Annotated in this window: 13 protein-coding genes, 2 tRNA genes and 1 pseudogene; 7 read left to right on the top strand and 9 right to left on the bottom strand. The window is 59.9% G+C overall.

What is annotated here, in order from left to right; all coding sequences use genetic code 11:
* Nucleotides 1–315 precede the first annotated feature (315 nt).
* From ACG2K1_RS03575 to ACG2K1_RS03565, 3 genes are all read left to right on the top strand, one after another.
* Nucleotides 316–732, top strand: a complete 417-nt coding sequence (locus ACG2K1_RS03575; protein WP_094031104.1) for an HIT family protein — start codon at nucleotides 316–318, stop codon at nucleotides 730–732.
* A gap of 82 nt (nucleotides 733–814) precedes the next feature.
* Nucleotides 815–1,984: an LD-carboxypeptidase gene (locus ACG2K1_RS03570; RefSeq protein ID WP_395428994.1), complete on the top strand. Its 1,170-nt coding sequence runs from the start codon at nucleotides 815–817 to the stop codon at nucleotides 1,982–1,984.
* A gap of 211 nt (nucleotides 1,985–2,195) precedes the next feature.
* Nucleotides 2,196–2,654, top strand: coding sequence for a hypothetical protein (locus ACG2K1_RS03565; protein ID WP_009426721.1), 459 nt, complete (start codon nucleotides 2,196–2,198; stop codon nucleotides 2,652–2,654).
* A gap of 59 nt (nucleotides 2,655–2,713) precedes the next feature.
* On the opposite strand, the gene ACG2K1_RS03560 is transcribed toward ACG2K1_RS03565, so the two are convergent.
* A tRNA-Thr gene (locus ACG2K1_RS03560) sits at nucleotides 2,714–2,789 on the bottom strand.
* Nucleotides 2,790–3,394: 605 nt separating this feature from the next.
* Here ACG2K1_RS03560 and earP point away from each other — a divergent pair.
* Nucleotides 3,395–4,531: an elongation factor P maturation arginine rhamnosyltransferase EarP gene (earP, locus tag ACG2K1_RS03555; protein ID WP_395428993.1), complete on the top strand. Its 1,137-nt coding sequence runs from the start codon at nucleotides 3,395–3,397 to the stop codon at nucleotides 4,529–4,531.
* Nucleotides 4,532–4,576: 45 nt separating this feature from the next.
* Entirely contained in the window at nucleotides 4,577–5,137 is a 561-nt protein-coding gene (gene efp / locus ACG2K1_RS03550) for an elongation factor P (protein ID WP_009426716.1), read from the top strand.
* Nucleotides 5,138–5,366: 229 nt separating this feature from the next.
* Here efp and tatC read toward each other — a convergent pair whose 3' ends face one another.
* The 8 genes from tatC to ACG2K1_RS03510 all read right to left on the bottom strand — a co-directional run bounded on the left by tatC (nucleotide 5,367) and on the right by ACG2K1_RS03510 (nucleotide 10,730).
* Nucleotides 5,367–6,113, bottom strand: coding sequence for a twin-arginine translocase subunit TatC (gene tatC / locus ACG2K1_RS03545; RefSeq protein WP_395428992.1), 747 nt, complete (start codon nucleotides 6,111–6,113; stop codon nucleotides 5,367–5,369).
* Nucleotides 6,110–6,631 (bottom strand): Sec-independent protein translocase protein TatB, encoded by a 522-nt coding sequence (tatB, locus tag ACG2K1_RS03540; RefSeq protein ID WP_009426714.1) that lies wholly within the window; start codon nucleotides 6,629–6,631, stop codon nucleotides 6,110–6,112. Before tatB ends, tatC begins: the two co-directional genes overlap by 4 nt.
* Before the next feature lie 3 nt (nucleotides 6,632–6,634).
* Nucleotides 6,635–6,841, bottom strand: a complete 207-nt coding sequence (tatA, locus tag ACG2K1_RS03535; protein ID WP_009426708.1) for a Sec-independent protein translocase subunit TatA — start codon at nucleotides 6,839–6,841, stop codon at nucleotides 6,635–6,637.
* Nucleotides 6,842–6,879: 38 nt separating this feature from the next.
* On the bottom strand, nucleotides 6,880–7,212 hold the full coding sequence (locus ACG2K1_RS03530; RefSeq protein ID WP_395429030.1) for a histidine triad nucleotide-binding protein: 333 nt from the start codon (nucleotides 7,210–7,212) through the stop codon (nucleotides 6,880–6,882).
* A 138-nt stretch (nucleotides 7,213–7,350) separates the two neighbouring features.
* Entirely contained in the window at nucleotides 7,351–8,829 is a 1,479-nt protein-coding gene (locus tag ACG2K1_RS03525; RefSeq protein WP_395428991.1) for a YdiU family protein, read from the bottom strand.
* Between the two features lie 251 nt (nucleotides 8,830–9,080).
* Nucleotides 9,081–9,332, bottom strand: coding sequence for a hypothetical protein (locus tag ACG2K1_RS03520; protein ID WP_395428990.1), 252 nt, complete (start codon nucleotides 9,330–9,332; stop codon nucleotides 9,081–9,083).
* A gap of 167 nt (nucleotides 9,333–9,499) precedes the next feature.
* Nucleotides 9,500–10,084: a GTP cyclohydrolase II gene (gene ribA, locus ACG2K1_RS03515; protein WP_009426701.1), complete on the bottom strand. Its 585-nt coding sequence runs from the start codon at nucleotides 10,082–10,084 to the stop codon at nucleotides 9,500–9,502.
* Nucleotides 10,077–10,730 (bottom strand): GAF domain-containing protein, encoded by a 654-nt coding sequence (locus ACG2K1_RS03510; RefSeq protein WP_395428989.1) that lies wholly within the window; start codon nucleotides 10,728–10,730, stop codon nucleotides 10,077–10,079. Before ACG2K1_RS03510 ends, ribA begins: the two co-directional genes overlap by 8 nt.
* Nucleotides 10,731–10,924: 194 nt before the next feature.
* On the opposite strand from ACG2K1_RS03510, the gene ACG2K1_RS03505 reads away from it, so the two are divergent.
* Nucleotides 10,925–11,009: transfer RNA gene (locus ACG2K1_RS03505), tRNA-Leu, on the top strand.
* 207 nt (nucleotides 11,010–11,216) lie between these two features.
* A pseudogene (locus ACG2K1_RS03500) lies at nucleotides 11,217–12,064 on the top strand (tyrosine-type recombinase/integrase).
* Nucleotides 12,065–12,494 lie beyond the last annotated feature (430 nt).

Here is a 12,494-nt window from a genome sequence, read left to right as displayed (position 1 = left end):
TTTGATTTTTGTTTGAAGATTAGGATTATACATAATTTAACTCAGTGCAACAGAACAAAACGGTTTCGATAAAGCACGCGCGACTGTTTGGCACTTTTTGATGCGGGGAGGCCGTCTGAAATATTGGTTTTCAGACGGCCTCTCTACGCCTTGCGCACCGCATGCAGGGAAACCTGTTCGGCAGAACGGAAAGCGGGACGGGTTTGCCCGTCTCTCCGTCAAATCAGGTAAAGGAGGGAAGCGCGAAGGCCGTCTGAAAAGTCGGCGCGGGCGGTTTCCGTTACAATGCGGCCTTTTATTTTGCGGAGTTTGGCGATGGAACAATGCCCTATCTGCACGGCCGAAAACGAAGACGTGCTGTGGCAAAACGACAGGCTGCGGGTGATTGCGGTGCACGGCGAGGCCAATGCGCCGGCGTTCTGCCGCGTGATTTGGCACGATCATGTGGCGGAGATGACCGATCTTACGCCTGCCGACCGCGACGAGCTGATGGCGGCCGTGTACCGCGTGGAAGCGGCGATGCGCGAGGTGTTCCGCCCGGCGAAAATCAATTTGGCGAGCCTGGGCAATGTCGTGCCGCACCTGCATTGGCATGTGATTGCGCGTTTTGCCGGCGATGCGAATTTTCCCGCGCCGGTGTGGGCGGCGGCACAGCGCGAAAGCGCCGTTGTGCTGCCCGAAGACTGGCCGCGGCAGGTGCGCGAACAGCTGGCACGCATTGAGGCCGTCTGAAAGCAAAGTTGCAACGCAGCCAAAACGCCGCGCTTTGATTTTGCAAATCTGTTTTTTTGATGCCGTCTGAAAGGATAGAAAAATGACTTGGCAGATTTCACGCCGCAGCCTGCTGCGCGGTTCGGCCGCCGTGGCGGGCGCGGGCTTGTTGCAGGCCTGCGCGGGCACGCCTGCGGGGCAGAATGCCGCGCAAGTGCGGCCGCAGCCGCAAAGCAAACAACCGAAAACATCAGGAAACAACGTGTTACGTATTATCGCTTCTTCGGGCTTCGCGCCCGAACCCGCCCGCGCGCAGGCGGGTATCAATCTGCTGCAATACGCGGGTTTTGCCGTTACCAACCAAGAAGCGGCCTTCCGCCGCTTCCAGCGCTTTGCGGGCAGCGACGCCGAACGCATTGCCGACGTGCAGGACGTGGCGGCAGGCCGCGCGGCCACACCCAAGGTGCTGATGGGCATGCGCGGCGGCTACGGCGCGCACCGCCTGCTGCCGCATATCGACTTTGCCTCGCTGGGCGCGAGAATGCGCGAACACGGCACGCTGTTTTTCGGTTTCAGCGACGTTTGCGCCCTGCAATTGGCGCTGCTGGCGCAGGGCGGATGGCTGAGCTTCGCCGGCCCGATGGTGTACAGCGAGTTCGGCAAACCCGTGCCGAGCAGCTACACGATGGATTCGTTTATCCGCTGCACCACCAACCCCGATTACACCGTATCCGTGCCCGCCGTGCAGCGGCGCGACCTGCACATCGAAGGCATGTTTTGGGGCGGCAACCTCAGCGTCCTGTCCGCACTGGCCGGCAGCCCCTATATGCCCGACATCAAAGGCGGCATCCTGTTTATCGAAGACGTGGGCGAGCAGCCCTACCGCATCGAACGGATGCTGCAAACCCTGCTTCTGGCGGGCGTTTTGCAGAAACAGCAGGCCGTTGTATTGGGCGATTTCCGCATGGGCTCCATCCGCGACGTGTACGATGGCAGCTACGATTTGAGCGCCGTCACCGCCGCCGTTTCCCGTGCTGCGAAAATCCCCGTGCTGACCGGCTTCCCCTTCGGCCACATCGCCGACAAAACCACCTTCCCGCTCGGCGCGCACGCCAAAATCCGCAGCGACGGCAACGGCGGTTACACCGTCGCCTTCTCCGGCTACCCCACACTGGACAAAAACAGCCTCAGCCTTGACAACCTGATGCCGCAAACCGCCTTTGACACGGGTATCACACAAAGCGTTATCGAAGAAAAAACCGATTCGGAATAGCCTGCGGGCATTGTCCGAACGCCAAAGCGGCAGGGAAACATCCTGCCGCTTTTTTTGAGGCCGTTCGCGCCTATACCCCTTCGGGGCATAAACGCGGGAATAACGTTTCTGAAAACAGTCGGCACCGTTTTTCCTCTGCCCGAACAAACCGCCGCAGCGGCGCGGAGTTTCCGCTATACTGCCGCCGTTTCCAACCCAACGGGAGAACTCCATGAAACAACTTGCCTTTTTACTCGCCACCGCCGCCGCACTCTCCGCCTGCTCGGACACAAACGGCACATCCCTCAGCCTAGGCATCGGCGGCTTCGGCCGCCACCTCGGCCTCGGCACATCGGTCAACATCCCCATCGGCGGCAAAACCGCCCTGCCCGACGCGGCCGATGCGGGAGAAAAAACCGTCGCCCACTTCTCCGCCGACGGCAAAACCGCCGACAGCCCGGTCAAAGGCGGCTACTACCGCCGGCTGATCGGCAAACGCGGCAGCGTCTATCTGGTGCAGGATTTTTACACCGAAGACCAAAAACGCACCGACCCGATGGAACTCCCCCGCAGCGCCCTGTTTGACGCCGACGCCCATCCCGACAACGGCAGCCGCGCCGTCTATGCCCGCAGCGGCGAACTGCTGAACCAACAGGTTTACCGCAACGGCAAAGCCGTCGAAACAAAATAAGCCGCCACATCTGCGGCAGACGCAAAACAGCCCGACTGAAAAGTCGGGCTGTTTTAATTTGGTGCCGGCGGCAGGATTCGAACTCGCGACCCCCTGATTACAAGTCAGGTGCTCTACCAACTGAGCTACACCGGCTGAAAGAAGCGCGCATTATCCGGCATCGGCCGCCCGCAGGCAAGCGTTTTCACGCAGGAAAAACGGGGTTTCATATCATCGCAATGTTTTTTCTATTAAAAAACCCGCTCCCGAAGCGCAGCGGCCGCAGGGCGGCGCGGCATCCGTCCGACAGGCACAAAGGCCGTCTGAAAAAGCGGCGGCGGGCTGAGGAAATGCCGCCGCACGCTGTTTCAGACGGCCTTAGGGTCTGCCTCATCCGCCTCTTCGCCTAGAGGCAGAATGCCGACAGTCTCTAGCAAATCCGCGATAAAACAAGGCTTCGCCGAGTTGCCCACAAAAGCTGTGGATAACTTTGTGGGTATTTTGTGGGCGGAAGCGGTTTTTGCCGTCGAATCGGGATTTTCCCTTAAACTGCATAAAAAATAGTCAATTATAAAATTTGTTTTAAATCATCAAATTAAATGATTTTAAGGCTTGTCAAGAGCGAAATTTAAAATTTCTTTACAGCCCGTCGTTTTTCAGACGGCCGTGTGGATAAACGGCATTTTGTACGCCTTTTCGGGCTTGACAAAACGGCGGATCGGCGTAAAACCCGCATCCGATTGGATTTTACGGATACCGCCATGCCCTACCCCGCCGCCGACTGCCATATTTTCTGCACCGTTATCGACAATTTCGGCGACATCGGCGTCAGCCTGCGGCTGGCGCGCATTCTGCAAAACGAACCGGGCTGGCGCGTGACGCTGTGGACGGACGACGAAGCCGCGCTGCGCGCCCTGTGTCCCGACCTGCCCGCGCTGCCCTGCGTTTACCGGGGAATGGAAATGCGTTTGTGGCGCGAAGGCGGGGATTTGCCGCAATGGCAGGGCGCGGACGTGGTGATCGAAACCTTCGGCTGCGAGCTGCCCGGGCGCGTCAGACAGGGCATACGGGCGCGTAAATCGTTGTGGCTGAACTGGGAATACCTCAGCGCGGAGGAATGGGCGGCGGCGATGCACGGCAAACCCTCGCCGCAGGCCGACGGCACGGAAAAATTCTTCTGGCTGATGGGTTTTGACGGGCGCGGCGGCGGCCTGCTGCGGGAAAAAGACTATGCCGCGCCCGATACGGCCGCTCTCGCCGCGTTCAGACGCTCTCTCGGTCTGACACCGAAAACCGCGCCCGAGTGGCTTCTGTTCGGCTACCGCAGCCCCGTTTGGGCGCACTGGCTGCGTATGTGGCAGGCGGCGGGCGAGCCGCTCACCCTGCTGCTGGCGGGCACGCAGATTACCGACAGCCTGAAAGAAGCGGGCGTCCTGCCGCGCGACAGCCTGAAAGAAGCGGGCAGCGTTTTTCAGACGGCCTGCGTCACGCTGGTGCGCCTGCCCTTCGTGCCGCAGGACGATTTCGACACGCTGCTGTATCTTGCAGACGGCCTGATTGTGCGCGGCGAAGACAGCTTCGTGCGCGCGCAGCTGTCGGGCAAACCGTTTTTCTGGCACATCTACCCGCAGGACGAAATGGCGCATTTGGACAAACTCGACGCCTTCTGGCGCCTGCCCTACCCGCTGTTCCCCGCAGACACCGCCGCCGCCCACCGCGCCCTGTCGGACGAGCTGAACGGCAGAGGCCGTCTGAACGACGCCGAACGGCTGGCGCGCTGGCGGCTTTTGGCCGGGCGCGACAACGGCTGGACGCAGGCCGCCGAAGCCTGGCGGCAGTACCTGTTTGCCCAAGAAACGGCGGCGGAAAAACTGGCAAACTTCGTCAAACACCGCTAAAATGCGCCGCTTTGATTTTTAAACCTTTACAGAATTGGAAACAGCATGAAAACCGCACAAGAACTGCGCGCCGGCAACGTATTCATGGTCGGCAACGACCCGATGGTGGTACAGAAAACCGAATACATCAAAGGCGGCCGCTCCTCCGCCAAAGTGAGCATGAAGCTGAAAAACCTGCTCACCGGCGCGGCTTCCGAAACCATTTACAAAGCCGACGACAAATTCGACGTCGTGATTCTGGCGCGCAAAAACTGCACATACAGCTACTTCGCCGACCCGATGTATGTGTTTATGGACGACGAGTTCAACCAATACGAAATCGAAGCCGACAACATCGGCGACGCGCTGAAATTCATCGTCGACGGCATGGAAGACGTGTGCGAAGTGACCTTCTACGAAGGCAACCCCATTTCCGTCGAGCTGCCCACCATCATCGTGCGCGAAGTGGAATACACCGAGCCCGCCGTCAAAGGCGACACTTCGGGCAAAGTGATGAAAACCGCACGTCTCGTCGGCGGCACCGAAATCCAGGTGATGTCCTACATCGAAAACGGCGACAAAGTGGAAATCGACACCCGCACCGGCGAATTCCGCAAACGCGCCTAAGCCGCCTCGCCTCGCCAAAGCCGTTCAGTTCAAAAGGCCGTCTGAAAGCGTTTCAGACGGCCTCTCTCTTTTTCAGACGGCCTCAACGACACGCCTGCGAATGCCCGCCGCGTCTTCCGAATACCGTCCGATGCTGCCGCCGCGGGCGGATATTTTGCTTCACTATCAAGCTGCTAAAGGCCGTCTGAAAACCGTCTTAACTATTGTCAAGCTGCGTTTTCAGACGGCCTTATTCCTCCCCGTCCGCTTCGCCGCTGTCGGGCACGGGTTTGAACAGGCGGGCGGCCAGCAGGCCGAGTTCGTAGAGCAGCACCATGGGTACGGCCATCAGCACCTGCGACAGGACATCGGGCGGGGTGATGACGGCGGCGACGGCAAACGCGCCGACGATAACGTAAGGCCGTGCGCCGCGCATTTGTTCCAGCGACACCACACCCATGCGGTGCAGCAGGACGACGACGATGGGCACTTCAAAGGTTGCGCCGAAGGCAACGAACATGCCGAGCACGAAAGACAGGTATTTGTCGATGTCGGTGGCCATGCTCACGCCCTGCGGCGTGACGCCGGCGAGGAATTTGAACACGATGGGGAAAACGGCGAAATAGGCGAAGGCCATGCCGCAGGCGAAGAGGATGAGGCTGGAGAGCACCAGCGGCAGAATCAGGCGTTTTTCGCTGCGGTAGAGGGCGGGGGCGACGAAAGCCCAGATTTGGTAGAGCGTGTGCGGCAGGGTGGCAAGGAAGGCGGTCATCAGCGCCACTTTCACCGGCACGAAAAACGGCGCGATCACGTCGGTGGCAATCATCTGCGAGCCCTGCGGCAGGGTGGCCATCAACGGTTGGGCGACGAAGGTGTAAAGCTGCTGGGCGAAGGGAACGGTGGCGAAGAAGGCGGCCAAAAGCGCCAGCATGATCCACATCAGGCGGCGGCGCAGCTCGATCAGGTGTTCCATCAGGGTTTGCGTCTGCGCGCTCATTGCCCTGCTCCTTTCAGACGGCCTCTTTGGCGGCGCACGCGCAACTGCGGCTGCGGGCGGTGGCGCGGGCGCAGGTCGCGGCGGCGGTTCATCGCCTGGCGGCGCAGGGTCACCATGTGCACGGGCACGGCGCAGTCGTAAAAAGCGCCTCCCGCATCAAGCGGACGGCCGTTGCCGTCGAGACCGAAATCGGCGGGGGTACGCTGCGGCGGCAGGCGCTCCCAAGCGGGCAGGCCATCGTCCGCTTCGGGGTTTTCAGACGGCCTTTCGCCGTATTGCGGGCTTTGCAGGCCGTCACGTACTTCGCGCACGGCGGAGACGAAGTTGTCTTTGACTTCCGCCAGCTCGGCCTGTTCGATTTGGCGGTTGAGTTCGCCTTTCATGTCGGCGACGAAGCCTTGCAGTTTGCCCAGCCATTTTCCGGCGGTGCGCGCCGCTTTCGGCAGACGTTCGGGCCCGAGGACGACGAGGGCGACGATGCCGGTGAGCAGCAGTTCGCTGAAACCGAGATCGAACATGGTTTAGGCGGATTTGTCGTTGTCGGCGGCGGACTTGGCAGCGGCTTCGTCCTTGCCTTCGCCGTCGGTGCCTTCGTTCAGTCCTTTTTTGAAGTCGTGCACCGCGCCGCCGAGGTCTTTGCCGACGTTGCGCAGTTTTTTCGTGCCGAACACCAGCACGACGATGAGTAACAATAAGAGCCAGTGGCTGAGGCTGCTGAAACCGGGCATGAGTTTTTCCTTTATATATAACGTTTGGTTGGGGCTGTTCAGACGGCCTGTGCGGGCGTGCCCATGATATGGATGTGCAGGTGGAACACTTCCTGACCGCCGCCGCGTCCGGTGTTGATCTGCGTTTTGAAGCCGTTGGAGAGGCCGTGTTCGGCGGCGATTTGCGGCACTTTCAGCATCATTCTGCCCAGCAGGGCTTCGTGGCGGCTTTCGGCGTGCGCGAGCGAGTCGAAATGCTCTTTGGGAATCAGCAGCAGGTGCACGGGCGCGGCGGGGCGGATGTCTTTGAAACACAGGGTTTCTTCGTCTTCGTACACCACAGCGGCGGGGATTTGCTTGTCGGCGATTTTGCAGAAAATGCAGTCGGTCATATCGTTCTCCTGTCGGCAGGCGTTTTCAGACGGCCTGATGCCTGCGGCAAAGCGCGGATTGTAATACAAACGACAAAGGCCGTTGCGTATAAATTAAGAATGAGGCCGTCTGAAACGGCTTTCAGACGGCCTCATACGTTAGCTCGAACAGGACAGGGCGGGCGGCGGCGTGCCTGCGGGCGGGGCTTCGGCGAAGTCGGCAAATTCGGGCTGTTCGTCGTAAGGATTGGCCAGACAGCGACGCAGGCGTTCGATGGGGGCGAAGTCGCCCGCTTCCGCCGCCTCGACGGCCTGTTGCGCCAAATGGTTGCGCAGGATGTAGAGCGGGTTGGCGCGGTTCATGCGCGTGGCGCGTTCGTCGCGGCGGCTGTTTTCCGCGCGCAGGCGTTGACGGTAGCGGCCGATCCACAGGGCAAGGTCGGGCGGCAGGCTGCCGCCGCACAGGTTGAGCAGCGGCGCGGGGAAGGCGTCGGCGTGCGCTTCGGTCAGCAGGGACAGGCGGCGGAAGAAAAGTGTGAAATCTATGTCTTTGCCGTGCAGGGCGGCGAAGAGGTCTTCTGCCAAAGCGGCATCGCCCGCGTGCCCGTTTTGTAGGCCGAGTTTGCGCCGCATTACGGCGAGATAGGCCGTCTGAAAATGCTGCGGCCACTGCTGCACCAGCGCGTCGGCTTCGTTTTCGCCGCCTGCGAGCAGCGGGGCGAAGCAGGCAGCTAGGGCGGCGGCGTTCCAGTGGGCGGCGTAGGGCTGGGCGTGGTAGGCGTAGCGTCCGGCTTTGTCGGAGCGGTTGGCGACATGGCGGCGGTCGTAAGCGTCGAGGAAGGCGAAGGGGCCGTAGTCGATGGTGAGGCCGAGGACGGACATATTGTCGGTGTTCATCACGCCGTGGCAGAAGCCGACGCCCTGCCAGGCGGCGACAAGGTCGGCGGTGCGGCGGATGATGGTTTGCAACAGGGCGGAGTAGGGGCTTGCGGCGTCGGTGCAGTCGGGGTAGTGGCGGCGGATGAGGTAGTCGGCAAGCTGTTGCAGTCCTCCGCTGCGGCCGGTGTAAAACAGGTATTCGAAATGGCCGAAGCGCAGAAAGTCGGGGGCGAGGCGGGTGAGGACGGCGGCGTTTTCCTGCCGTTCGCGGTAGACGGGGTCGGCGCTGCCGCACAGGGCGAGGGCGCGGGTGGTGGGGATGCCGAGGCCGTGCATGGCTTCGGAACACAGGTATTCGCGCACGCTCGAACGCAACACGGCGCGGCCGTCGGCAAAGCGGGAATACGGGGTTTTGCCCGCACCTTTGAGCTGCCACTGCCAGAGGCGGCCGTGGCGGTCGTTGGCTTCGCCGATCAGCAGGGCGCGGCCGTCGCCGAGTTTGGGGGTGTAGACGCCGAACTGGTGGCCTGCGTAGGCAGTGGCGACGGGCGGCGGGGAATAGCCGTCGGCGCTGCCCGACAGGTAGGCAAGGTTGGCGGCCGTCTGAAAATCCTGCGCCGCCAGGCCGAAATCGGCCAGCAGGTCGGGATTGGTCGCCACCCAATAGGGCTCGTTCAACGGCTCGGGACGCACGGCGGCATACATCACGTCGGGCAGTTCGGCCAGCGGCAGGGGACGCAGCGGCAGGGTGTGGGACATGGGTTTTCCTTTGGGCGGGGATGTTGAGGCCGTCTGAAAAGGCTGCGGTGGTGCTTTCAGACGGCCTCCATTCAGGCAAACAACACAGCAATACCGCCCGCTATCAGCACAAGCTGCACCGCGCCTTTGAGCAGAGCCGTGCGGCTGACGAAGTATAGTGAAACAAAATAGGAAAGATACAAGGCAGCAAGCCGAAGACAGTATGAGTAATACGGCAAGGCGCAGCAACGCCGTAGATTTTCTATTTTGTTTCACTTATAGATAAACAGCGTGCCCGTCAGCGCAAACATCAGAATAACCTGCCAACCCTGCCAGCGGTTCAGATGTTGCGCTTCGCTGAAACAGGTATGCAGGTGCAGCACGAAAACGGCGCAGACCAGCGAAATGAGAACTAGGGACTGTTTACATTTGGTATTGCGGCGAATTTCACGCCATAAAACAGCACCTGCCGCGTCGCAAATCCTCACAAGGTGTCCAACCTTGCTGCTGTTTGCGCCTTGCATCTGCCGTTTTCTGGCGCAAAATCCGCTTCGCAAACCAATTGTAAACAGCCCCCGGCATTTCCATTTTGTTTTTCTTTCTGTTATTTAAAGGATTCCGTGGGCAGCCTTTGAGGCCGTCTGAAAGCAAAAAAAGAGGGTTTCAGACGGTCTCAAAGTCTCTGCGGCTTTTAAAACAAATGCCCCAGCTTCTCGGCCTTGGTTTGCAGATAACGCTCGTTTTCCGTATTTTCGCCCACATGCAGCGGCACGCGTTCGGCAACGTTGATGCCCGCTTCGCGCAGCGTCCGAACCTTGTCGGGATTATTGGTTAAGAGGCGCACGCCCTTGATGCCCAGATGGGCGAAAATCTGTTGGGCGAGGCGGAAATCGCGGGCGTCGACGGGCAGGCCGAGGGCAAGGTTGGCCTCCACCGTGTCCATGCCCTCATCCTGCAAACGGTAGGCACGGATTTTGTTAATCAGGCCGATGCCGCGCCCTTCCTGCCGCAGATAGGCGATGCAGCCGCGCCCTTCGCGCTGCACGGCCTGCATGGCCGCCTGCAACTGCGGCCCGCAGTCGCATTTGCGCGAAAACAGCGCGTCGCCGGTCAGGCATTCGGAGTGCACGCGCGCCAGAACGGGCAGGCCGTCTGAAACGTCGCCCATCGTCAGTGCCACGTGTTCCTGACCGTTTTCGTCTTCAAAACCGTGCATGACGAACACGCCCCACTCGGTCGGCAGGCGGCAGGAGGCGACAAATGCCAGCTTAGCCATGGCCGTCCTCCTGCGCTTCGTCTTCGCCTGCGAGCTGCCGCAAAGGCTCGGCCAGCGCCAGCGCCAGGCCGACCCATACCGTTTGCGCCGCCGCGTCGAAAGCGTTTTTCTTCGCCGCTTCGACATAAACCACGCCCAAAACCGTGCCGTTTTCCAGCGTGACGGGCAACGCCATCTGGCTGCCCGAACCGGCATGCGCCGCGCCGCGCAGCTCGTCAAATTCCAACCATCGCGCCACGTCGTCGGCCAGATTCAGCCAGCCGCTCTGCGCCGAACGGCTCGCCAAATGCCGCCAGCCGGTTTCCTCGTCCAGCGGCAGCAGCCCTTCCGCCACCTCGCCGCATTGCGCCAAACCCAGCAGCACGCCCGCTTCCCGCAGCCGCAGATACACCGCCGCCGAACGCGCGCCCGAACGATCCCAAGCGGAATCGAGCGCCATAAATACCTGTTTCAACAAATTTTCCGTGGTTTCATCCTGCGGCAGATAGTCCGACGGCACCACGCCGCCCCACAGCACGGAGCGGTCGATCTCCGCCTGCCCCATTCCTACCACCGCCTGCGCCGCCAGATGCGCCATGCGCACCTCGTCGGCAGAAAGCCGCAAACCCTGCGTTTGCAGGTAATCCCGAACCAATGTGTCCGACATCGTCCGACCTTTCTCGTCAAGCAAATATAAATAGAAAGGCCGTCTGAAACCGTTCAGACGGCCTGTATCGAATGTCGGCCAATATAATCCGTTTTGCCGGATTTTCAAGCCGACACCCGCTATGGCCGCGATTGCCGTCCGCGCCGCCCTTGCAAAAACCCGTTGTTTCCGTATAATCCGCCGCTTCGTTTCATGCGGATGTGGCGAAATTGGTAGACGCACCAGATTTAGGTTCTGGCGTTGAGAAACGTGAGAGTTCGAGTCTCTCCATCCGCACCAACATACAAAAACAGCCCAATCCTTCGGGCTGTTTTTTTACGTCTAACGCCGTCTAACGCCATCAACCAAACGCCCGACCCATAAGGCTTTGCGCCTATTTCCCCTTCCTATTTTCCCGCTTTAATTGTCTAACGCCGTCCAATCCCGCCCGATTGAATCAACCAAATTTAGGGGGTATATTTGGGGGTATCTCAAAATACCCCCCAAATGCCCTTAAACGACCGCCAAATCAGGAACACCAAGCCCGCCGCCAAACCCTACAAACTGGCAGACGGCGGCGGTCTGCATTTGGCCGTTACCCCTGCGGGCGGCAAGCTATGGCGGCTGAAGTACCGTATCGACGGGAAAGAGAAGACTCACCATCGGCAAATATCCCGCTGTTTCCCTGCTGGAAGCCCGCCAAGCCGCCGAACAGGCGCGGACGGACTTGGCTAAGGGCATTGACCCCGCCGCCGCCAAACAACAGGACAAAGCAGAGCGGCGGGCGGCGCTGCAAAACACGTTTGAAGCCCTTGCCCGCCGCTGGCATGCCGACAATCTGCACCGCTGGAAGCCAAACCACGCCGCCCGCCTGCTGGCCTATTTTGAAAAAGACGTTTTCCCGCACATCGGAAACGAGCCGATAGACGGCCTGAAAGTGGCCGACATCAAAGACCTGCTAGGCCGCATCTTGGCACGCGGGGCAATCAACACGGCAGAAAAAATCAGGGATTGGATCGGCGCGGTTTACGACTATGCGGCCATGCTGGAAATCACAGACCGCAACCCCGCCCGCGCCCTGAAAGGCTTTCTGCATGACGCTAACCCGCATCATGGAACGGCTTGGCTACAAGGGCATCGCCACGCCCCACGGCTTCCGCAGCCTTGCAAGCAGCGTGTTGAACGAGCAGGGTTACAACCTCGACGCCATCGAACGGCAGCTTTCCCACATAGACGAAAACCGAATCAGGGCAGCCTACAACCGCTCCGACTACATGGACGAGCGGCGGGAGATGATGCAGTGGTATGCGGATTTTCTGCGCCGGCACTATGAAGAGGCCAAAAAGCCTACATGAATCAAGGCTGTATCCATATGAAAACTTGGTAAAACTTAAGCGCCGGCGCCCGCAATACCGGCGTTTTTTTTCTGCCAGCCTGAAAAAACGCTATACGCGCGAGAAAATGCGATTTTGGTGGGTATGTGGGTATGATTGGTTTAAGTTATTTATTTAAAAGATAAAAACCATACCCACTAACTGATTTTTTGGTGGGTATGCGGTGGGTATGGTGGGTATGGTGGGTATGAATCTTCAGGCTGCCTGAAAACCACACTTTCACAAATGCGCCTGTATTGCGAAATGCTGGCGTTTTACCCTTGATGGCTACCCATTCCCAAGCGCTTTAACCCGCCTAGAAACGCAGCACAGCGCCAGCAAACGGAACCGCCTTTGCAAGTTGTGCTATTCGCTATCACTGGACTGCGGATAAATCCGTATTTTCACCGGT

Origin of the sequence: Neisseria sp. 23W00296 (genome assembly GCF_044772855.1) — a bacterium.
GTDB lineage: Bacteria > Pseudomonadota > Gammaproteobacteria > Burkholderiales > Neisseriaceae > Neisseria.
This window is presented reverse-complemented; position numbering and strand designations above follow the sequence as displayed.